15 protein-coding genes are annotated in these 23,111 nt (G+C 36.3%); 4 read left to right on the plus strand and 11 right to left on the minus strand.

Annotated elements, in window-relative coordinates; translation table 11 throughout:
- Positions 1-21: 21 nt before the first annotated feature.
- Complete coding sequence (locus I600_RS10070; RefSeq protein WP_058104415.1) at positions 22-762, minus strand: TerB family tellurite resistance protein; 741 nt, start codon at positions 760-762, stop codon at positions 22-24.
- Positions 763-892: 130 nt separating this feature from the next.
- Between I600_RS10070 and I600_RS10075 the strand changes: the two genes are divergently transcribed.
- The 3 genes from I600_RS10075 to I600_RS10085 all read left to right on the plus strand — a co-directional run bounded on the left by I600_RS10075 (position 893) and on the right by I600_RS10085 (position 2,796).
- Positions 893-1,303, plus strand: coding sequence for a BrxA/BrxB family bacilliredoxin (locus I600_RS10075; protein WP_058104416.1), 411 nt, complete (start codon positions 893-895; stop codon positions 1,301-1,303).
- A gap of 234 nt (positions 1,304-1,537) precedes the next feature.
- A complete protein-coding gene (locus I600_RS10080) occupies positions 1,538-2,122 on the plus strand; it encodes a lysophospholipid acyltransferase family protein (RefSeq protein ID WP_317038729.1) in 585 nt (194 codons plus the stop codon).
- Positions 2,119-2,796 carry an HD domain-containing protein gene (locus I600_RS10085; protein WP_058104418.1) on the plus strand — a complete coding sequence of 226 codons (678 nt, stop codon included), beginning with the start codon at positions 2,119-2,121 and terminating at the stop codon, positions 2,794-2,796. Before I600_RS10080 ends, I600_RS10085 begins: the two co-directional genes overlap by 4 nt.
- A gap of 83 nt (positions 2,797-2,879) precedes the next feature.
- On the opposite strand, the gene I600_RS10090 is transcribed toward I600_RS10085, so the two are convergent.
- From I600_RS10090 to I600_RS10110, 5 genes are all read right to left on the minus strand, one after another.
- Positions 2,880-4,313 carry a glycosyltransferase gene (locus I600_RS10090; protein WP_058104419.1) on the minus strand — a complete coding sequence of 478 codons (1,434 nt, stop codon included), beginning with the start codon at positions 4,311-4,313 and terminating at the stop codon, positions 2,880-2,882.
- A gap of 316 nt (positions 4,314-4,629) precedes the next feature.
- A complete protein-coding gene (locus I600_RS10095) occupies positions 4,630-5,703 on the minus strand; it encodes a PA0069 family radical SAM protein (protein ID WP_058104420.1) in 1,074 nt (357 codons plus the stop codon).
- Positions 5,704-5,750: 47 nt separating this feature from the next.
- Entirely contained in the window at positions 5,751-7,304 is a 1,554-nt protein-coding gene (locus I600_RS10100; protein ID WP_058104421.1) for a hypothetical protein, read from the minus strand.
- Positions 7,305-7,321: 17 nt separating this feature from the next.
- Entirely contained in the window at positions 7,322-8,104 is a 783-nt protein-coding gene (locus I600_RS10105) for an enoyl-CoA hydratase/isomerase family protein (RefSeq protein ID WP_058104422.1), read from the minus strand.
- 18 nt (positions 8,105-8,122) lie between these two features.
- Positions 8,123-9,535, minus strand: coding sequence for a sensor histidine kinase (locus I600_RS10110; RefSeq protein WP_058104423.1), 1,413 nt, complete (start codon positions 9,533-9,535; stop codon positions 8,123-8,125).
- 295 nt (positions 9,536-9,830) lie between these two features.
- Here I600_RS10110 and I600_RS10115 point away from each other — a divergent pair, with 295 nt between their 5' ends.
- Entirely contained in the window at positions 9,831-13,079 is a 3,249-nt protein-coding gene (locus I600_RS10115) for a sensor histidine kinase (protein ID WP_058104424.1), read from the plus strand.
- Positions 13,080-13,147: 68 nt separating this feature from the next.
- Here the strand turns inward: I600_RS10115 and I600_RS10120 are convergent, their stop codons facing one another.
- The 5 genes from I600_RS10120 to I600_RS10140 all read right to left on the minus strand — a co-directional run bounded on the left by I600_RS10120 (position 13,148) and on the right by I600_RS10140 (position 22,882).
- On the minus strand, positions 13,148-14,146 hold the full coding sequence (locus tag I600_RS10120; protein ID WP_058105104.1) for an alpha/beta fold hydrolase: 999 nt from the start codon (positions 14,144-14,146) through the stop codon (positions 13,148-13,150).
- Positions 14,147-14,278: 132 nt separating this feature from the next.
- Positions 14,279-15,631 carry a DUF3500 domain-containing protein gene (locus tag I600_RS10125; protein WP_058105105.1) on the minus strand — a complete coding sequence of 451 codons (1,353 nt, stop codon included), beginning with the start codon at positions 15,629-15,631 and terminating at the stop codon, positions 14,279-14,281.
- Positions 15,632-15,845: 214 nt separating this feature from the next.
- The gene (locus I600_RS10130) at positions 15,846-16,397 is read right to left on the minus strand and encodes a CopD family protein (protein ID WP_058104425.1); all 552 of its coding nucleotides are present in this window, start codon (positions 16,395-16,397) and stop codon (positions 15,846-15,848) included.
- A gap of 122 nt (positions 16,398-16,519) precedes the next feature.
- Positions 16,520-19,645, minus strand: coding sequence for a VPS10 domain-containing protein (locus I600_RS10135; RefSeq protein ID WP_058104426.1), 3,126 nt, complete (start codon positions 19,643-19,645; stop codon positions 16,520-16,522).
- 72 nt (positions 19,646-19,717) lie between these two features.
- Positions 19,718-22,882: a WD40/YVTN/BNR-like repeat-containing protein gene (locus tag I600_RS10140; protein WP_058104427.1), complete on the minus strand. Its 3,165-nt coding sequence runs from the start codon at positions 22,880-22,882 to the stop codon at positions 19,718-19,720.
- Positions 22,883-23,111: the final 229 nt, after the last annotated feature.

The following is a 23,111-nucleotide window of genomic DNA, read 5'->3' on the forward strand; positions in this document are numbered from 1 at the left end:
CTTTTATATTATCTGTTCAAACTAATTTAATCCGCGTTCCTTTTGTATAGTTTCGTATGCCTCTTGTACTTGTTTAAATTTCTCTTCAGCACCTTTCTTAATAGCTTCATCTTGAGTATTGACCCTATCCGGATGGTATTTTTTTGCCATTTGCCTGTACGCCTTTTTTACCTCGGCATCAGTGGCAGTTTTAGGCACATCAAGAATTTTATAAGCATTGTTAGCAGATTTCACGAACATGGCTTTAATACTTTCAAACTCGTTCAATGATACTCTAAGGTAACCTGCAATTTCCCTTATTTTTTGAATTTCAGGATTACTAATGTTGCCATCTGATTGTGCTATACCAAATAAAAAATGTAATAATTGCAATCTAACCTCATAGCGGGTACGTTGTGCCAAAAATGTACACACGTTTTGTGCGGATATCTGCCCTTTTTTATTGATTTCATTGAATCTCCTAAAAATGGCATTTGCCTTATCCTTCCCATAAGTGCCCACAAAGTACTGACGTACATAGTCCATTTCTGATTGGCTTACTTGTCCGTCTGCCTTTATAACTATAGAACATAAAGACAACAAGTTCAATTCAAAATCTGCGGCCGTAACATTTGGTCTGGTATAATCTTCAAAAACGCTACGTGCACTGCCCTTACTAGACCCAAAAAAGTTATCTATTATACTGCCGGCAAAGAAGCCTAAAATTGCTCCAGATAACCCTCTAAAAGAAAAACCAATTACGGCCCCTAACCATTTAATCATTTTCGTATGCTCAATTTTGCCAAAGATAAAATATTACGAATAGAAAGTATGGCCAATGAAACGTTAAGGTATAAAGCAGTCCTACGACTAATTGATTATCTTTGTAACAATTAATTAAAAAATTAAGAATATGTACCCTGCGGAATTAGTTAAACCAATGAGAGATGATCTGGCCTCTGCCGGATTTGAAGAATTATATACTGCAGATGCAGTTACCGATGCCATTAACAAAGAAGGAACAACTTTAGTTGTTGTAAACTCTGTTTGTGGTTGCGCAGCTGCCAATGCAAGACCTGCGGCCAAAATGAGCTTGCAGAACAGTAAAAGACCTGATCATGCCGTAACGGTATTTGCCGGTGTTGATAAAGAAGCGGTTGATGCAGCAAGAAATCTAATGATCCCTTTTCCTCCCTCATCGCCATCAATGGCTTTGTTTAAAAATGGAGAATTGGTTCACATGATCGAACGTCACCATATTGAAGGTAGACCAGCTGAAATGATCGCTCAAAATTTAGCACAAGCTTATGATGAGTTTTGCTAAAACTACAGTCTTAGACTCTATTTAAGTAAAATAATAGTATTAAAAAACCGCTCTAATTGAGCGGTTTTTTATTTTTGTAAGATGCAGAAACTGCTTTCATATATAATAACCCCCTTTTTTTTCATAGCTTTTGGGCTATGTCTTCTTATTTTTCACCCCATTCAATGGTTTGGTTTTAAAGTTTTTGGATACAATGGACTAAAGCCTGTTGTTAGCAAGCTGAATTTCTTTTTAATGCGAAGCACTAATATTTTAGGCACTACGTATAAATTCACCAACAAATACGATCTTCCTACAAACAGGCCTTTAATAATTGTAACCAATCACCAAAGTATGTATGACATACCCCCGTTGATTTGGTACATGCGCAAACACCACCCAAAGTTTGTCAGTAAAAAAGAATTGGGTAAAGGTATACCAAGCGTTTCCTTCAATCTTGTTCATGGTGGTTCTGTTCTTATAGATAGAAAGGATGGGAAATCCGCTATTATGGAGATAGGCAAACTTGGATCGTACATTGAAAAACATAATAGAAGTGCGGTAATTTTTCCTGAAGGTACCAGAAGTAGGGATGGGCACCCAAAACCGTTTAAACCTATGGGACTTAAAATGCTTCTTAAAAAAGCGCCTTCAGCTTTGATCGTTCCCATAAGCATCAATAATTCATGGAAGCTGGTAAGATTCGGTCAATTTCCTATGGGATTAGGTTCCAAGGTACGTTTAGAGGTACAACAACCCATAGAGAACAAGGGTAATCTTGATGAACTAATAACACAAATTGAAGCATCCGTAGTAAGCGGTATAAACTCCTTTAAATGACCAACTCAGAAATCGTAGAAGAAACTATCATTTTCGTCAAAGAAACACTAAAAAATGCCGAGGGAGGTCATGATTGGTTCCATATTGAACGTGTTTTCAATAATACCATGCTTATTGCTAAAGAGGAAGACGTAAATTTATTGGTGGTAAGCCTTGGTGCCTTACTTCATGATATTGCAGACGCCAAATTTAATGATGGTGATGAATCTTTAGGGCCAAAGATGGCAGAGAACTTTTTGTTAAGTCTAAAAGTTCCTAAAAGAACCATTAACCACGTCACCAATATCATTAAATATAGTTCTTTTAAGGCTGGTCTAAATGATGGTAAAATGAAGAAAAAACTATTTACGTCAAAAGAACTTCAGGTAGTACAAGATGCCGATCGCTTAGATGCTATTGGCGCCATAGGCATTGCAAGGGCCTTTAATTATGGTGGGTTTAAAAATAGAGCCCTTTATGACCCCAGTATACCTCCTAACTTGGAAATGAGTAAAGAGGAGTATAAAAAGTCAAAAGCGCCTACTCTAAATCACTTCTACGAAAAACTATTGTTACTTAAAGACAAAATGAACACCGCAACCGGAAAGCGATTGGCCCAGCAAAGACACCAATATATGATAGACTTTCTAGAACAATTTTACCAAGAGTGGAGTCCTCTTAAAAATTTAAGCTAGCCATTACCGAATCATATCTATATTTTAAGTCATAAAAAAAGGGTCTCAATTTCAATTGAGACCCTTTATATTTTCTGTATTATTTATTTCTGCGGTAACTCTCTTGTTAACCAACCTCTTCTACTTGCCGTTGCAATAGCATAAGGGGTAATCCAGAACAGACCAAAAGTATATAGAACACTGTAAGAATATGCCCAGAAAGACTCTGAGAACGTATATCTTTTTGCGTAAAATATTACCGGGAATGTTGACAGTACCAAAATACTTAAGAACGTTGAGCTTAAGAACAACAACGGATGCGTGAAAACAAAAACTAACATGAACAGTACAAATGGGTAACACAATACAATTCTTGAAAACTGGCTGAAGAATAATAATCTAGTACCTGCTTTTGGTCCTTTTCTAAAGTTCGTAAATACATATTTAGACATTTGAATATTCTCACGAACATTACTTCTACCCCATCTAATGAACATCTTATACAGACCCTTGTATTTTTCAGGAACATTGGTATAAGCAAAAGCATTTCTTTGAAACAATACGTGAAAACCTTGCTTTAAAATCATATTGGTCATAGCTCTATCTTCACCAATATCAGAAGGCTGCCCCATAAAGGTTTGGTTGATCCACTCATCTAAGCAACCAAATACCGCAGTAGCTCTATAAGCTGCCAAAGCTCCTGGAGTACATAAAACTGAATTTAAAGTACTTTCAGAAGAACGTACAAACTCAAAACTAAGTGCAAAACTTACATCTAGCATTTTAGGTAAAATTTCTTTCTTGTTATTTAAAACACGAATATTACCTGCAACCGCACCACAGTTTTCATCAACAATGAACGGACTAACTAAATTTCTTAAAGTATCTGGATCAACTATAGAGTCACTGTCCACAGTAACGAAAATTTCACCTGTACCTTCATTAAAGCCTCTGTAAAGTGCATGACGTTTACCCATATTCTTAGGCTGTTGACAAATAGAAACCCTGTCACCTAATTCTTTTTTTGCCTCTTGCATCCAGTTCCAAGTGTCATCTTTACTACCATCATCAATTGCCAATAATTGCACTTTATGCTCTGGGTAGTCACTATCTGCCAAACTTTTTAAGGTGGCCCAAACTTGTTTTCCTTCATTATAAGCCGGTACAATAACGGTTACCGTAGGCAGTTCATCATCTGAAACTGAAGGTATAGCCTTGTACTTTAAAAAACGGACAAACGTATAGATGAAAAAACTTAACTTGAATACAAAGAAGGCCGCAGCAACGATCATAAAAATAAATCCTATTAAGCTACTTCTGCGCTCTAAATGTAAGTCTGAAAAATCGCTCTGTAATATATAAGCCAAATAAGCAGATCCAAACATTAATACAAATGTGCTGCCCATTACAAAAACACCCCATGCATTGGCATTTTCTATTTGGTTGGCAATTTTGGAAAAGAAAGACTTCTTAGTTTTCTTTTCGGTTTTGTTGTTTACGGTTTTCATATTTTTTATGGTAGTGTTCTTGGTTTTCATAAATGGTTCTAATATTTATTTCATTCTCCCTATCTACGCTTAGAATCATCTTTTAGATCTTATTTTAACAAAAGTTTTTAAAGATTTTTTTTACCCTAAACTTTACCACGATTTTTTTACTTAGCACACTAATTTAAAACCATAAATTTTTGACTTAATAACAATATTTTACTCATTTTCATGCGGTTATACCATTTATTTGGGAAATATCTATTTCAAATAAAATAGAAACATTTAAGCCCAATGGATGCAAAAAACATTACCATTTTTATCTAATTATATTTTCCTTGGGATTTTCAACAATTGCAGAAAAATTTTAAAATAATTTCAATTGACCATCTTTATATGATGCGTACAAATCAGTATTTAATTTTGGGAAAGTGCTGTTTTTAAAATAGGTTCGTTTTGCCAAACTGACCATATCATGAATTTGAGTAGCAATTTTACCTTCTCCTTTACTTCGGATACCAAATCTGCTATCATTTAAACTTCCTCCATGACACTCCTCAATTTGGTGCAAAACCTTGTCTGCTTTATTTGGAAGTGTTTTACGAATCCAATCGGTAAAAATATGACCAATGGCTCCATTTAATCTAACCACGGTAAAAGCCATTGACAATGCCCCATGGTGCGCAACTGTCTTAGCTAAATTTAAAATTTCATGACTATTGATGCCAGGTATGATCGGAGCCAACATAGCATTTACCGGAATGCCATTGTCAGATAAAACTTTAATAGCCTCTAACCTCTTTTTAATGGTGGTAGTCCTTGGTTCTAATATCCTTCTGGTTTCTTCAGATAAAGAGGTAACAGATATGTTTACACCAATTAAACCATGCTCGTTTAATTTCCTTAGAATATCCAAATCGCGCAAAATCAACGCATTTTTAGTAATGATTCCCACTGGATGCTTGTATTTCAAGAAAATCTCTAAGCATTTACGGGTTAATTGAAACTCTTGTTCAGCAGGTTGGTAGCAATCTGTATTTCCTGAAAGCACAATGGTACATGCCTTCCAACTTTTACTTTTTAATTTCTCTTCTAACAATTTTGGTGCATTATGCTTTACCAAAATCTTACGTTCAAAATCCAAACCTGCACTATAGCCCCAAAATTCATGTGCATTTCTAGCATAACAGTAAATACAACCATGCTCACAACCTTGGTACATGTTCATAGAATAACTCATACCCACATCTGGGCTAGTTACCTTATTTACTATTGATTTTGGGTAAACTGGTATGTATTGGGTTTTATTGTTATCGGCAATTTCACCTTCAAGACGGCAAAATTCAAGAAAATCGTCCCTAGTTTCGTAGTTGTATGCTGAAAACTTATTAAAGGTATTCTTTTGGGCGCCTCTACCTTTTATAGAAAAGTCTGATTTCATTAATTAGGATTTACTCCAAAATTATGGATTAAATCCTAATTGCAATTTTATTTAACACCTACTTGAACCAGTTGCTTTTTTGTTCCCCTTTTGGCATAGAACATTAATTCATCTTTTTGACGATCAATATATGGTGCAGAAACCATTAACGGCAAACGTGCTTCAGTATCATCAATAACCTTATTATACTTCATATGTCCGTTTTCATCCAAACGAATTAAAAATACATTTCTATTTCTGCTCAACCCTTGCTTAAACATAATACGGTCATCACTCAATTGCTGTGGATTTTCAGCTGATGTGCTTATAAAGAAATAGGTGTTATTATTCTTAGTGTAGGCACTGTAAGAAGCATAAGCACCATCACCTTGCGTCACTTCTGTTTTGTTTATATTTCTTGCCCAGACTAAGTCACCAGTGGCGCTAAGTTTTGCACTTATAATATCGTTATGATGATACCTAGTAACCATCACCCTACCACCACTTGAATTCGATTGTACGCTGTTACTGGTAAAGTATTCTTCTGCGTTGAACAGGATATTACCTTCAGATGTGATATCCATCCCTTTAAACACCAAGTTTTTAATGGCCTTATCATCTTCCCTTCCAAATTTATCTAACATAAACTGTTCTGAGAAGGCATTGAATTTTTCTGTCTTTAAAGTAAGCGACCTAGGGTCTAAATTAAAATAGGAAATGCCGTTATACCTATTATCCTTTCTATCCGCATAAAATCCTATACACAGTAATTCACCTCCTTTAAATATAGGTTTTAATGCCTCTGGAAATTTCCCTGGGGTATAAAAAGACTGTAAACTTCTTCCGCTACTGGAAACCCTTACCATTTCATACTGAAATTTACGTTCGGTAGCGTTAAAGCGTTTCTTCTTAAAGTATGCCTTACCTACCAAATACACATTTTGCATATCTTTTGAAAAAACTACGTTTTCAAAAGCGTAATTTTTTTCTTCTACCTCATCAGAGAAATCATGCTCAAAGAGCTTATTCAAATTGGCATTAAAGGCATAGATGGTATGCTGGTCAACTTTTCTCTTTTTATAATGCGTAGTTATTGCGAATGCCGATTTATCATCATTAAACAAAATGGAAGTTGTAAAACCCGATGAAAAATTTCGGTTATAGAAATTTCTATCCAAAGGTTGCTCTACAGGTTCAGAAGCAATGGATAAAATGGTCTCTTTGGTAAATTGAAATTGGGAAAACGGACTCCTATGTACTTCGTATTGGTAGCTTCTGTTATTATAATTATACTCTAAAAATAATAGATAAACCTGTCCATTACGCACATATGCATCTATAAAATTAGCACCCTTAAGCTTATAATTATACTCAGAAACCAATTCAAGGTCTTTATTGTAATGTTCAATAAAATAACCTTTGGGCTTTAAAACTATACCGGTATAATATGCTCGTACCACAACGGTACCTTCATTGCCGTCATCAGCAATTGCCAGCATATTGGAATATCTGTATTTGTCATGAAATTTTTCCCCAATGGTATAGGTCACCAATTCTTCTTGTGCTAAAGAAGCTAGTACATTGGTAATGAACAAAAATAAGAATACGCTACGTTTTAACATAACCAGTTTGGTTTATGTCATGAACCCGGAAACTCAGCTTTTCTTTTTTCCAAAAATGCAGTAGTACCTTCGGTAAAATCATCTGTTCCAAAACAGTCACCAAAAGCCTCAATTTCCTGCTCATAACCATTTACAGTATTCTTAAAACCAGCATTTACCGCTTTTATTGCATGAGCAATGGCTACAGAAGAATTATTGGTGATCTTTGCTATTATCTTATGGCATAGCGGTAATAGTTCTTCTTGTGTAGTTACATGGTTTACAAGCCCGTAGGCTTTAGCTTGATCGGCAGAGATCATGCCCGCGGTCATGATCATTTCCATTGCCCTACCTTTACCCACCAATTGAGGCAAACGTTGGGTACCACCATACCCAGGTATTAATCCTAAAGAAACCTCTGGCAGTCCCATTTTGGCATTATCACTGGCCACTCTAAAATGGCAAGCCATTGCAAGCTCTAATCCGCCGCCTAGAGCAAAACCATTGACCGCAGCAATAACAGGTGTAGATAAGCCTTCAACAAAATCAAATAATTGTTTTTGACCTTTGGCCGCCAATTTTTTTCCTTCTTTAACATCGAAATCTGCAAATTCAGAAATATCGGCACCCGCTACAAATGCTTTTTCACCGCTACCGGTCAAAATTATGGCTTTGACATCCTTATCTTTTTGCAAATCTTTGAAAGCATCATGTAACTCCCCAATGGTCTCCTTATTTAAAGCATTTAATTTTTTAGGGCGATTAATAGTTACAATTGCCGTTGTTGCTTCTTTTTCAATCAATATTGTTTCGTATGCCATTGTTATTAAGTTGTTGAATTATACATTTTCTTTAGGGAATTTTACACAGAACACCGTACCCTTACCTAATTGCGAAGTAAACTTAATGGTGCCTTTATACGTTTCCACTATATTTTTAACCATGCCAAGACCTAGGCCCATACCACTGGTTTTAGTAGTAAATTTTGGTTCAAATATTTTGTCTTCATTATCTTTCTCTATACCATGACCATTATCTGCCACAGATAATTTTACCATATTACCCTCAGATGCTACCGTTACCAATACTCTTGGAGATTCTACATCTGGCACTGCCTGTATAGCATTTTTCACCAAATTAGTAACCACTCTAATAAGTTGGGTACGATCCAATTTCGCAATAATTTCCTCTTCATCCGCAATAAAATGAATATAGTCTTCATTAAATATATCCAAAGCTAATTTCACGATTTTAACCACATTCAATGTCTCATTTTGCTGTGCCGGCATTTCTGCAAAATTTGAGAATGCAGATGCTATACTGCTCATGGTATCTATTTGCTGAATTAAAGTATTGGAGTATTCTTTTACTTTTTGATGTATATCTGGATCATTGGGATCAAACTTTCGTTCAAAACTCTGCACGCTCAGTCGCATTGGCGTAAGTGGGTTCTTAATTTCATGTGCCACTTGCTTAGCCATTTCTCGCCATGCCTGTTCACGTTCGCTACGAGCCAATTTAACTGCACTTTGACCCAATTCATCAATCATTCCATTATACGCAGAAATCAGTTTTTCTATTTCTTCACCCGGATTATCCAAATAAATTTTCTTGTTCTGTTTACTTAGCTCGGTTTTGCCCATCATGGTTGAAATGGTTTCTAGTGAGCGGGTTATATATTTCGAAATGAAAAAAGCAAAAGATATTGCCATTAATAGCATTAGCAGATAAACCCCAGATAAACGAAACAAAAATTCTTTCAATTCATAATCGTTAAACGAATTATCTTCAAAGTAGGGCAAGTTTAAAATACCAATTGGTTTAAACTTTTGATCCGCTATATAGGTGAATGAAGCTTGATACTTATCTCCCGCCAAGGCATTTTCCATGACATAACGCTTATTGGGACTTATTTCTAGCTTATTAAGTACCTCAGCATCTAGGCACATAGAAATAGAATCATTGGCAAACTTGGGTCTAGAACTCTTAATTAGCTCGCCTTCCAAACTATAGATATTAAAGTTCATGTTTTGAACAACGGCAATCTCATAGATTTCATTTTTAAAAATTAAATCTAGATTCTCCGTGGTAACCGGATACGTTGTTTTCTGAATGGCAAGGTCTATACTTTGACGTATTTGTTCCTCTTTACGCTCCATTCTATTTTCATGATAATCCTTTGATTGTTCACGATATTGGTATACCGTAACCCCAGCTATTAATACAGATGCAATGAGCACCAAAAATATCATGGATAAAAAAATGCGTGACCGTAAAGATACCCTTGTTAACAAGATTCTGTTATTTCGTCTAAAGTTAGCAAATATCGCACCAAAATGCACTAATTACGCTGTTGAACCTACTTTCATAAGATAAAAGCATTTATTTAAGAGCAACTATCTTATTGCATACGGAGTCATTTAAACAAAAACTACATACTCTACTCAAATTAACAAATAAGAACACACAGAATGCATTTTGTTAATTTTGAAAGTAATTTCTTATATTTAATTACGTTAACTCTTAGTATACCTATAAAGGTCCCATATGATTTTCAATACTTTTTCTAAAAATCTTGCCTTTATATTATTGGTTCTATCCTCTTTGAATGCGTATACCCAAAATTTAGAACCCCTAAAATTTCATCATATTCAAGACGGCATGTCACAAAGTTCTTCTACTGTGTTATTAGAAGACAAGTATGGTTTTATCTGGGTAGGTACACGTAACGGATTAAACAAATACGATGGTAAAGATTTTGAAATTTTCACAAAGAGCTCAGATGGCAAAACAGGGCTTAGTCATGAATATATAGTTGAGCTTTACGAAGACGATGAAAATTTATTGATAGGTACCAACCAAGGCTTAAACGTATTCAACCGCAGTTTAAATATCGTAGCTCCTTTTCCTTTTAAAAATGAAGGTCTACAAATTAAAGACCACAGTTTTCAATCGGTTAAAAGAATAAATGGAAGTTTATGGCTAGGCACAGAATCTTCTGGTGTTTATAAATACGATGAAAATACCGGAATCCTCAAGCATTTGCCGGTAAATAATAACTTGGATATTGCGAACCCAAGAATAAACAGAATTATCAAAATTGCGCAATTGGATGATAATAGAGTGCTCATTATTTCATCATACAATATCATTGTCACCAATAATGATTTAGAAATTCTAAACGAGGTTCAAGAAATAGAGAACATAATTTCTACCATTGTCCTAGACGACAATACGTTTTTACTTGGAACAAATAATGGTTCACTAATTCGCCTAAACGTTAGTCTTACATCCGAAATTGAAAAGGAAAAAAAACCGGTTAGTCCCGGATTTGGCATTCGTTCACTAGCTAAAAATTTAAATAACGACTTTTGGATAGGCACTGAAAACAATGGGCTATATATATACTCTAACGAGCTTGAGTTTAAAAGACATTTAGAGTATAATGTTTCTAAACCCAGCTCAATTTCCGGAAACTCCATTTGGTCGCTATTATGTACCCGAAATGGCGTTATGTGGGTAGCACCCTATAAAAGTGGTCTCAATTTTTATGATCCTGAGTATTTTAAGTTCAAACATATCAATACAGATCCGTTTAACTCCAAATCGTTAAGCAACAAATTGGTCAATTGTTTTATTGAAGACCCTAAAGGCAATCTATGGATCGGTACAGATGGTGGAGGGCTCAATTATTGGAAAAGGACCACCGATTCCTTTGAACATTATGCATTAAAGAACAAAACATTGAATTCTGATGTTGTGCTATCTATATTACAAAATAAAGAAGATGAATTGTGGCTTGGCACTTGGACCAATGGAATTACCATATTCAATACCAAAACCAAGAAATACAAGGAACTCAATACGGAAAACTCGTTTTTAAACTCGAACATTATAGTCGATTTTTTAAAAGATAAAAGAGGGCGCATTTGGATCATAAACTATTTTGCGGGAGTGCAGATATTTGACCCTGAAACCAACACTCATGAAAACATTAAACTAATATCGGATATAGTTGGTGCTGAAGTAAATTCAATTTATCAAATCTTTGAAGACAAGGAAGGTCATATATGGATTGGAACTTTAAATTCGGGACTGTTTAAATTAACTAAAAACGAAAATCACTGGATAAGCAAACATTATAGTACAAGCAATTCTTTGAGTAATAATTTTGTCAATACCATTATTCAAGATAGCGAAGGCACTATATGGGTAGGTACCCAAGGTGGCTTGAACAAATATAATTCTAAAAGCGACTCATTTAAACCAATAACCGAAATAGACGGTCTTAGAAACGATGCTATTAAGGGTATTATTGATGACACTTATAACCACTTATGGTTAAGTACAGAAAACGGAGTTACGAGATATGACACTTGCTCGGGCGATTTTTTAAATTATGATGTTGACGAAGGTCTACAAGCCAAAGAATTTATTGCAAGTTCTACATTAACCACTAGTAAGGGGGAATATGTATTTGGTGGCATAAACGGATTTAACATTTTCACAGCCAAAGATGTTGAAAAACGAAAAGACACGCTTACTCTTTTTGTATCAGGATTAAAGATTTTTAATAAACCTGTTCTACCTAATGATGAGTTTGGAGTATTGAAAAAAAATGTGAGCCAAGTAGATACGTTGATTTTTAGTTATGATCAATCTGTTATTAATATTGACTTTAAGGCACTCACTTTTAGACATCCTGAAAGTGTCAATTATGCTTTTTATTTGGAGGGATTTGAAAAAGATTGGAATTATGTAGGTAACAAACCTACCGCAACCTATACCAATCTAAACCCTGGTAATTACACATTAAAAATAAAATCTACCAATTCAGATGGTATTTGGACAGCTAATGAAATCAGCAAAACCCTTATAATAACTCCTCCTTATTGGCAAACATGGTGGTTTAAACTACTGATGGTTTTCTTATTGCTAATGTTATTTTATGTTGCACATTATATTAAATTAAGAACCATCAAAAAAAACCAACGAAGGTTAGAATTAAAAGTAGCCGAACGAACTAATGAATTACAATGCCAAAAAAATAAGCTTGTAAAAGCTGCAGACCATTTAGAAACAATGAATCAAGAAATACAGCGATTTACTTTCGCAGTATCCCATGATTTAAAGAGTCCGTTAAGCAATATTAAAGGGCTTGCAAGTCTCATACCTTCCGAGATGCCCATTGAAGAACATCCACTTGTTGAAGAGTATTTAAACTTAATAGATATTTCTTGCAATAACATGAACGAGTTGATTTCTGATATTACTGAAATTGCCAGGTTAGGAAAAATAGAAAATAGGAACGAGTTACTGAAAACCAATGAAATTTTAAATTTATCAAGAGATCTAATTAAAAGTAAACTTGGCAAGAAAAACATAAACCTTACTATAGCTAATGATTTACCGCCCATTTATGGGGATCGTAATAGAATTATTCAAGTCTTTGGTAACTTTTTAGATAATGCCGTTAAATACATGGGAGACCAACCAAATCCTAAAATAATCGTAGATTATGAAGAGCATGATGAAACCAATAGTTTTCTAGTACACGACAACGGTTCAGGTCTCAGCAAAACTGATTTAAAAAAATTGTTTACTCCTTTTGAGCGTTTTCATCAAAATGTAGAAGGTACCGGTCTTGGTCTTTATATGATTAAAAAAATAGCCATATCACATGGGGGCTCTATTACCGCAGAGTCAAAAGGTAAAGGAAAAGGAACCACATTTAAGCTCATACTACCAAAAGCAAAAATTGCTGCAAAACAAGCTAAAAAGAATCTTACTTCTTAAGGTGAAGAAACTAATCATCAACACGTGTATTAATTTACCTTCAATTGGTAATGAACAAAAGTAAACCGTTATTCTTTCATGAACTTGATCAACGGATCAATAAAACTTTCAAACTTCTCAATATGTGGTAAGTGACCAATATTTTCGATTTCAACTAATTGAGCGTTTTTAATTTTCTGTTTTGTTGTTTTTCCCAACGTATCATATAAACCCATAGTTTTTCTTACCTCTTCAGAAACCAATGGTTTGCCAAGTGCCGTACGATCTCTTGTTCCAATTATCAAAAGCGTAGGAACTTTAATCTTTTCAAATTCATACACTACAGGTTGAGTAAAAATCATGTCATAAGTAAGAGCGGCATTCCACGCAATTCTTTTATAATCAGAATTTAAAGTCCACCCGGCTAATAAATTGACCCATTGATCGTAATCATCTTTCCACTTATTATCATAATAATTCACCAATTGGTAATTTTTAATGCCTTCATAGCTTTTTTTAAGCTCATTGGCATACCACCAGTCAACTGGTTTATAAGGTACTTTTAATTTCCAATCTTCAAGTCCTATAGGGTTTTCCAAAACTAATTTTTCTGTAGTTTCCGGATACATTAATGCAAATCTAGTTGCTAGCATACCACCCATAGAATGACCTAAAATTACCGTTTTATCTATGTTTAAAGTATCTAATAACTCTTTTGTATTACGTGCCAGTTGTTGAAAAGTATAATGAAAATGTAGAGGTTTGGTAGACTTTCCAAAACCTATTTGATCAGGTACTATAACTCGGTACCCTTCTTTTTTCAATGCCTTTATGGTTGTCTCCCAATACGCTCCATTAAAATTCTTGCCATGTAAAAGGACAATGTTTTTTCCGTTATACTTACTAGGTTTTACATCCATATAGGCCATTTGTACATCTTGACCTTGAACCTTTAAGTTTAAAACCGAAACTTCATAAGGATATTCATAATTAGCTAGTTCAATATCCAGCCATTTTAAGTTGTCCGTTTGTGCTTTAGAGAACTGTACAAAGAGAATCACAAACCCTACTACCATTAAATTTCTCATATCATCAGTTTTTAACATTATAAATATTTCAAATCATTATTGAACGTCACCTTCAAACAAAAAGCGGAAAAGAGCAAAATTAAATATATGCAAACTTCTCCGCGATTTTATTAATAATGAAAATGTTATTTTTTAGCCTTCATGCGAATGGGTATGTCCATCATGGGTATGAGTTGTTACTTTTGCTTTGGCAGCTAGTTGATAATCAAATTTAAATTTACTTGATTTATGATGGTCTGCCGATGCGTAATGCTCTAAAAGTGTTTTTGGTCCATCTTGGTTGATCAAATAAGCAAAAATCCCATAATCACCTCCATTATCCGTAGATGGGTTATTGGGTATACGAGTAATGGTATGTACGTGATTATAATCCGCAATGGTATTGGCATTAGCTCCTGTAGAACCTTCCGTATTAAATTCAGCCCATAAATAGGGATTGTAGATTCGATAGTAGAACTGAGAAGTTGCAGTTGGTGAAGTACCAGAGTCATTTATCCAAACAAAATATGTGTCGTCAATATTTTCTATAATATCTGTCCACCAGACATCGGCAAAATTATCTGTTAAATTATATACGTATTCTTGCATCACCAAGATAAGATTTGCCTGTGCCGTGGCAGACATATCAGAATATTTTAATCCTGTAGCAAAACCAGAATAATCATAAGTTCCTATATACGGATCAGGATCACCGTTCATATCTGCAGGACCCACCTCTAATGAATGTGAAGAAGATGTTGAAGATGCAGATGCAAGTTCTGAAGTATCTAAACTATTGTAAAGGTTGAGAGCTAAATCTCTTTCATCGGAAAAAATATCAAATTCTATACCATTCCATGTATCTGCCGCGGGTTCGCCTCCTAAAAATGCCGGTACTATTGAGACATTATCACCATGAACTAAAAAGTTTATAGCGCAATGGTGCCCATCTAACTGAAAACCCCATGAACCACTTGTTTCAGGATCACCGAACATATCTATAGAATAAAAATCCGGATCCCAAACGGTACTTTGAACATCATGTAACCAGCCTTCTGAAAGCTCTGTTATCTCATATACTTTTTGATACCCTCCTGCACTTAAAAACAATTGTAGAATATCTTTAAATGCAACTAATTGATCGTCTGATAAATCGCCATATGTAATACCGTCTCTGTTATCATTATTTGCAGGAGTATTGTGCCAAAGATAAAAACGCTCATCATCTAAACAGACAGAGACCTCTTCCAAAAGTGTATTAGAAAGAGAGTTTCTAAAATCTACCACGGCTTGTCGCATGGTCTCTATTTCAGTATTAGCTGACTGTTCTGCATCGGATGTGGAACAGTCCAAGGTAAAGCTATCGCCATCTTCGGCAATGTCATCATCTGTTGTTTCATACGTTGTATTGCTTGTTGTAGAGTCTTCATCTGAACAACTTGTCAATAATAGTGTTACAAGAAATAACATGGGTAGTCCCGTCAAAATTAAATATGTTTTTTTCATGGTTTCCATTTAACCACAAAGATGAATAATAGTTTTCCGTATAATATAGACTTTCAGTGAATGGTAGTAGGTTTTCAGTGAATAGAGCACACCAATAAAGATTAGTCGAATTTAACAGGAACTCTTGGATACGAAATAAAAAATTAGCGTATAACCAACTTGTTATTTTCAGAATTAGCTGTATATCCTTACCAATTCTTTTAGCTGTCGTCCACTAAGCTTCAGGATTCTTGCTTCTAATCTTTTTGTATAGTCTTATGCCTAGCATTAAAAGGATACCTAAAACGATAATACCCATTACTCCGAAAATCCAGTTAAAAGAACTCTTTAAAATCACCAAGAATACAATGGCGAACAAAATCAACGTAGCACCTTCATTCCATATTCGCATGAATTTAGAGGTATACTGAATATCATCGCGTTGAAACTTCTTGAAAATCTGATGGTTTTTTAAGTGATATAAAATCAATACGACCACAAAACCTAGTTTAACATGCATCCAAGGCTGTGATAACCATCCTGGATAAATGACCAGCAACCAAATAGCAAAGAACACTGCCAATACCGCCGATGGCCATGTAATAATATACCACAAGCGTTTGGCCATCAACTTCAACTGTTTGGAAAGAATCTCTTTTTCAGGTGATGGTTTAGCATTCGCCTCAATGTGGTAAATGAATAACCTAGGTATATAAAAAAGCCCTGCAAACCATGTGATGACAAAGATGAGATGCAAGGACTTTATATAATTGTAATATTCTGACATATGATTATAAAAACAAACTCAAGTTCAAAAAACAAGTTCAAGAGCAAAAATCAAGTTCAAGCTCAATGCTCATTTCTTATTATAATGAAGTTCAAAGTTAGCAAAAGCGCATAAAACTCATATTATAATCTTATTGCTCCAATTCCTGCATCCCACAGGGTTTTATTATAAGCAGGTATTGCCGTATTCTTTAATTGAGTTCCCCTAGCTTTTAGACCCATCCATTGCGCATCTAACTCAGTCTTTCTGTCTATACTAGACTTATTCAACCTGGGGATACTGCTATTGGTCTGGTTGATCATGAACAGGTATTCAGCCGTAAATTTATTTGGGAAGTTCTCCACATCATCATAAGCTTGGGATTTACGTTGCACCATTTCAGCATCCCAGGCCTTCATATCGGTCAGTAGTTTTTCACCGGCAGTTTTCACCGTTGGATCCGTTACTTTCTTTAAAATCGCAGTCAACTCTTTTTGAGCAGCATATAATTGATTGACCATATTGTGCATTACGGTCAATTCTGCTTCGGCAGCGGTCATAAATACATCGAACTCTTCGTATTGCCCAGGTTTTGTTTCATAGGTAGGCAATTCTTTTATAATACCCGTAGTAGTCACTTTTTGACCATCAACGTTTAACGTAAACGTGTAGTTACCGGGAGAAACCTTATGACCTGTAAAACCAGCTTCAATATAGACATCTGGTATACCTGGCATGATAGGATGTTTCATATCCCAAACAAAACGGTTTAAACCTTCATTTTTACTTAAAACCGGTGCCGGTGGAGCACCACCACCATTATGAGGCTTGTAAGAAGGATCTTTTTCAGAACTAATGGTTCTGATTATTTTTCCCTTAGCATCTGTGATTTCCAAAGTTATAGCCGTACTATCTTTTAATTTTGGAAGCTCATAATACAATACCACCCCATTTGCAGGGTTGATACCTTCAAAAGGATCACTGCCTGTAAATTTTGAAGAATTACCATTTAAAGGACTGCCCCAAGAACCGTTGTAAGCTTCTTTTGGCTTTAGCATCTGAAGTCCTTTTTTAGATGGCTGATATTGGCCTAAGGCAATGATATCATCCAAAATCCAAAACGAGCGTCCAGAAGTAGCTACTACTAAATCCCCCTGATGAACTTTTAAATCGGTAATAGGGGTTTTTGGCAAATTCAATTGAAAAGGCTCCCAAGATTTACCTCCGTTCCATGATGCGTACAATCCTTTTTCGGTACCTGCATATAACAGGTCTTTCTTAAACTCATCTTCACGAACTACGCGTGTAAATGCGCCGTACGGAATCCCTGAGTTAATTGCCGTCCATGTTTTGCCATAATCGGTTGTTTTATAAAAGCCAGGCGTGTAGTCATTAAACTTATACCTTGTGGTAGCAATATAAGCCGTAGCAGGATCATGCGGAGAAACTTCAATGGCATTGATCAAACATTCCTTTAGCCCTTTAGGCGTGACGTTCTCCCAAGTTTCGCCATCATTTTTGGTCAAATGCACCAATCCGTCATCACTTCCGGTCCAGATATATCCTTTTTCGTGTGGAGACTCCAAGATATATGCCAACGTACCGTAATTTTCCGCACCAACAGCTTCATTGGTATACGGACCACCACCGTTTCCTTGTTTTGCATCGATATCACGCGTAAGGTCTGGTGAAATGATATCCCAGGTTATACCCATATCCATAGTTTTAAAAACATATTGGGCACCATGGTAAAAAGTTCCGGGTTCATGTACCGAAGCTATAATTGGGGCGTTCCAATTGAACAAGTATTTCATATCCCTAGCCTTGCGACCTAAATACTGAATAGGCGCTTGCATAATTTGGGTAGCCGATTTTGACACCATATCCATTACCTCAACAGTACCTAAATATTGACCCCCCATAACATACCTTGGGTTATCTGGGTCAAACGCCAAAAAAGCACTTTCACCACCGGCAGAATCGGTCCAATCCCTTGTTGTAATACTACCACTACCTGTAGACAAACTTGCAATTTTTACAGAGGTATTATCCTGTTGACCACCATAAATATTATACGGAAATAGATTGTCTACACTAATTCTATAAAACTGTGCTGTTGGCATATTGTTCTGAGTGGACCAAGTTTTGGCATAATCAAAAGAAACAGATGCGCCACCGTCATCTGCCAAGATCATATTTTTAGAGTTATTAGGGTTGATCCACAAATCGTGGGTATCGCCATGTGCAATATCTAGATCCTCCCAGGTTTTACCACCATCTTCTGATCGTAAAGCAGGAGCACTCAATACATAAACAGTATCATCATCATTAGGGTCTACAAAAACCTCTATGTAATACCATGCCCGTTGTACCAAACGATTATCACCACTGACCATACTCCAAGATTCCCCAGCATCATTTGAAACGAACAGACCACCTTTGTCCGCATTGGAATCACTTTCAATTAATGCATATACTTTATCGGAATTAGACGGACTAACGGCAATAGCCATTTTCCCTTTTTCCTCAGGTAGTCCATTGTGTATTTTTCGCCATGTTTCACCTGCATCGGTAGATTTATAAAGTCCGCTACCCGGTCCGCCACTTACCACCATATTGGGCATACGTTGATGTTCCCACATGGCAGCATACATAATTTCTGGATAATTGGCATCCATAGACAGTTCAGAGGCACCGGTTAAGTTGTTTACGAACAACGTATTTTTCCACGTTTTGCCTCCATCCGTAGATTTATAGATACCACGCTCCGCATTGCCTTCAAAAAGAGCTCCTTGGGCGGCAACATAAACAATATCTGGATTTGTAGGATGAATGATAATTCGTGAAATATGCTGGGTTTTTTCAAGTCCCATTTTCTTCCATGTTTTTCCAGCATCCGTAGATTTGTATACACCGTCTCCGTAAGATGTCATCACCCCACGTGGCGCATGTTCACCCATACCAACATATACAATATTAGGGTTAGATGCCGATACCGAAACAGCACCAACGGAACCCATTTCAAAATATCCGTCAGAAATATTTTCCCACCGTTGCCCTGCAGATTCTGTTTTCCAAACTCCGCCACCTGTCGTACCCATATAGTACGTCATGGGGTCGCCAATAACGCCCGTAGCAGTTACCGATCGCCCACCCCTGAACGGACCAATATTTCTAAATTTTAAAGGCTCAAAGTAATCATTGGCAGTTTGTGCAAAAGTTAAGGTCGTTGCCAGTATCGTTACAAAGTAGAGTAATTGTTTTTTCATGTGTGGCTGTTAGATTTTATTTGAAAAGTAAAAACCTCCCTAAAAAATAGAGAGGTTTTTGTTGATGGATTTTTACTTTCCCTCTTCAATAAACAAATAGTTCAAGTTCAATTCATTAAAACCTTTGTTGAATTCTTTAAGTTCAGATGATATTACCTCGTTAAAAATTTGAAGCTCTTTATTGATTTTGGCCGTTAGTTCATTCTTTACGGCAATATCTTGTTCAGTTGGTGGAAAGTCTCCTATAGAAACCAAACTGTTCAAATGACCCAATTTATTGGTCAACTTAATAGGGAAGTTCAAAGGATCTTGTCTACTTCTATTTTTGGTCTGATACAGCGCCTTCTCTACCTCGCCAAGTTTCTCTTTCATCACTTTTGCCTTTTTGATCAAATCCTTGGTTCTAGCGTCATCTTTATACTGCTCCGTAAATGAATTCAGTTGCTTGGTAACATCTCTAATCTTCTTTATAGATTGATGCGCATTTTCAATGGTAGTATTGATATCGGTAATAAAATCGAATTGCTGTTGCATTTCTGCCACTGAACTTTCCGCTCTTGGGTCTGGCAAAATGGTAAACGTTTCGCTACTATTGGTACCATTTACGTTCAAATGCACTTTATAATCACCAGGCACTGCTTTTGCCCCGTCTAAACTAGCCCACCAGAAAATCATACCATCCAATATGGTAGCTCCTTTACCTCGCGTATCCCAAACAAAAGTATTCCCGCCTTTCTTAACTTCAAGTTTTTTCGCTTCGACTCCGCTCAGCGACCCATCTTTCTTCAAATGATTTTTATATAGCGCCAAGGTATCACCTGCCATACTGGTATAGGTCAACTGAACCGTATCTTTCTCTGAATAATTCTTAAGTAAAAAATGAGTAATTACACCGTTCTCTAAATTCTGTCCTGATGTTTTGGAGGGCTTTTTAGCTGCCATACCCTTAGTTCGGTAAGAATCCTTTGGCTTGAATAATACGGTACTTGCACTTTTCTTAGATTCATCTAACTGATGTAAAACAGTAAGGTCATCAATAATCCATAGACTTCTACCTTGTGTAGCTACTATTAAGTTATCATCTTTTATCGTTAAATCCGTAATTGGCACAATTGGCAAATTCATTTGAAAAGAAGACCAGCTTGCCCCGTCATTGAACGAAACATACATACCGGTTTCTGTACCGGCATATAACAAACCTTTCTTTTTAGGATCTTCACGAAGCACCCTTGTGAAATGTTCAGCAGGTATACCGTTCGTTATTTTTGACCATGTTTTACCATAGTCCGTTGTTTTATAAAGGTAGGGTTGAAAATCGCCCAGCTTATATCTCGTTGCCGCAACATAGCAGGTACCCTCATCAAAATTAGAAGGTTCAATACTATTGATCATATTCCACTCTGGCATATTCGGCGGAGTAACATTTTCCCACGTTGCACCGGCATCTTTTGAAACATGTATTAATCCATCATCACTACCTACCCAAAGCAAACCTTCTTTTAAAGGACTCTCGTTTGCCGTAAAAATGGTACAGTAATATTCAACACTGGTATTATCTTGAGTAATAGGACCGCCACTTGAACCTAATTTTGTAGGGTCATTTCTTGTAAGGTCACCACTTATAACTTCCCAGCTTTGGCCTTCATTTTCCGTTACATGTACATAATTGGAGAAGGTATATAGTTTCTTAGGATTATGTCTACTGAACAGAATAGGGAAATTCCATTGAAAACGGTACTTCATTGCTTCTGCTCCGGCTCCCATAGGATTGTCCGGCCATACATTGACTCCTCTTACAGAACCCGTTTCATGATTAACACGAGTTAGAAATCCGTCATAACTACCACCGTATACAATATCATCATTGGTTGGGTCTACGGCAATCCATGCAGACTCACCTCCTGCAGTTTCCTCCCAGTTGTTATCATCAATAGTACGACCATCACTTCTATGCTCTATCCGCAAGGTTGAATTATCTTGTTGTGCCACATAAATTCTATACGGGAAAGAATTGTCCGTAGTGACCCTATAAAATTGAGCTGTGGGCTGATTGTAGTAGGTACTCCACGTTTCTCCGCCATCATAGGAAATTTGTGCACCACCATCATCACCAATGATCATACGTTGAGAATTTTCAGGAGAAATCCACAGATCATGGTGATCCCCATGCGGAGCATTGAAGGTATTGAACGTTTTACCACCATCGGTAGACTTATGGTAGTTTACATTCAGCACATAAACAACATCTTCATCTTGAGTATCGGCGTACACTCTAGTGTAATACCATGCGCGCTGACGAATTTTACGTTCTTCATTTACAAGAGACCATGTTTTACCTCCATTTTCTGAACGATATAATCCACCTTTATCTTTGTTTTCAACAATTGCCCAAACTTTTTCCGAGTTTTTTGGCGAAACAGCTACTCCTATAATACCTAAAGTATCGGTAGGAAAACCATCATTCTTGGAAATCTCTGTCCAGGTCTCACCACTATCCATACTTTTCCAAAGCGCAGATCCATCGCCACCACTAATTAAACTGTAAGGCGTACGTTGTGCATGCCATGTAGATGCATATAAAATCCTTGGGTTGTTAGGATCAAAAGTCAAATCTACCGCACCGGCCTGTTCGTTTACAAAAAGTACCTGCTTCCAATTTTTTCCGCCATCGGTACTTTTATATATACCACGGTCTTTAGTTGGTTTATAAATATCACCAAGCACAGCAGCATAAACTGTATTATAATCTGTAGGGTGCACGCGAAGACGAGGTACGTGCCTGCTTTTTTCCAATCCGGCGGTAGCCCAAGTTTTACCACCATCCTCGGTTTTCCACACTCCGTAACCAGAAGATACATTACCTCTTAAGGTTTTTTCACCACCACCAACATAAATGACATTAGGGTCGCTTTTTGCAACTTCTACGGCTCCAATACTTCCACCAAAATATCCATCGGAAATATTATCCCAAGTACGCCCGCCGTCCAGTGTTTTCCATACTCCGCCACCAGCTGCGCCAAAGTAAAACAAGTTTGGTTCCCCGGGTACTCCCGTTACCGCTGCAGAACGACCACCACGAAACGGACCTATCAATCTATAATCTAAACTAGAATATAATTCTTCTGGGTAGGTCGGTAAAGTACTTTGTGATTTGTTTCTTCTTTGAGATAGTACCGATAACGGCAATAGCAAACATGCCAGCAAGAGTATGCCAGCATTGGTAAGGTGCTTTTTCATTTTGATAGTTTGAAGTTAGTCTTCTCTAAAATTAAACAATTAGTTGAGCAAATGTTGATTTTAAGATTTTATTAGCATCTCTAGAACAGGATTATTATCAAAATGAAAATTTACTAGGCATTTACAAATTCAATCTTCAAAAAGAAGGCTAACTATTCCTAGTTAAATAATTAAGTATTCCTAGAAAGGAAAAAAAACAGTTCTGTAACATTAACAATAAAATATGCGA

Source organism: Maribacter dokdonensis DSW-8 (assembly GCF_001447995.1).
GTDB lineage: Bacteria > Bacteroidota > Bacteroidia > Flavobacteriales > Flavobacteriaceae > Maribacter > Maribacter dokdonensis.

Excerpts from the sequence above, each read along its gene's own strand:
- I600_RS10110 (WP_058104423.1), bottom strand. The coding sequence starts at position 9,535 with ATGATATTTTTGGTGCTCATTGCATCTGTATTAATAGCTGGGGTTACG.
- I600_RS10115 (WP_058104424.1), top strand. The coding sequence starts at position 9,831 with ATGATTTTCAATACTTTTTCTAAAAATCTTGCCTTTATATTATTGGTT.
- I600_RS10100 (WP_058104421.1), bottom strand. The coding sequence starts at position 7,304 with ATGTTAAAACGTAGCGTATTCTTATTTTTGTTCATTACCAATGTACTA.
- I600_RS10075 (WP_058104416.1), top strand. The coding sequence starts at position 893 with ATGTACCCTGCGGAATTAGTTAAACCAATGAGAGATGATCTGGCCTCT.
- I600_RS10140 (WP_058104427.1), bottom strand. The coding sequence starts at position 22,882 with ATGAAAAAGCACCTTACCAATGCTGGCATACTCTTGCTGGCATGTTTG.
- I600_RS10095 (WP_058104420.1), bottom strand. The coding sequence starts at position 5,703 with ATGAAATCAGACTTTTCTATAAAAGGTAGAGGCGCCCAAAAGAATACC.
- I600_RS10070 (WP_058104415.1), bottom strand. The coding sequence starts at position 762 with ATGATTAAATGGTTAGGGGCCGTAATTGGTTTTTCTTTTAGAGGGTTA.
- I600_RS10125 (WP_058105105.1), bottom strand. The coding sequence starts at position 15,631 with ATGAAAAAAACATATTTAATTTTGACGGGACTACCCATGTTATTTCTT.
- I600_RS10130 (WP_058104425.1), bottom strand. The coding sequence starts at position 16,397 with ATGTCAGAATATTACAATTATATAAAGTCCTTGCATCTCATCTTTGTC.
- I600_RS10135 (WP_058104426.1), bottom strand. The coding sequence starts at position 19,645 with ATGAAAAAACAATTACTCTACTTTGTAACGATACTGGCAACGACCTTA.
- I600_RS10090 (WP_058104419.1), bottom strand. The coding sequence starts at position 4,313 with ATGAAAACCAAGAACACTACCATAAAAAATATGAAAACCGTAAACAAC.
- I600_RS10085 (WP_058104418.1), top strand. The coding sequence starts at position 2,119 with ATGACCAACTCAGAAATCGTAGAAGAAACTATCATTTTCGTCAAAGAA.
- I600_RS10105 (WP_058104422.1), bottom strand. The coding sequence starts at position 8,104 with ATGGCATACGAAACAATATTGATTGAAAAAGAAGCAACAACGGCAATT.
- I600_RS10080 (WP_317038729.1), top strand. The coding sequence starts at position 1,538 with ATGCGAAGCACTAATATTTTAGGCACTACGTATAAATTCACCAACAAA.
- I600_RS10120 (WP_058105104.1), bottom strand. The coding sequence starts at position 14,146 with ATGAGAAATTTAATGGTAGTAGGGTTTGTGATTCTCTTTGTACAGTTC.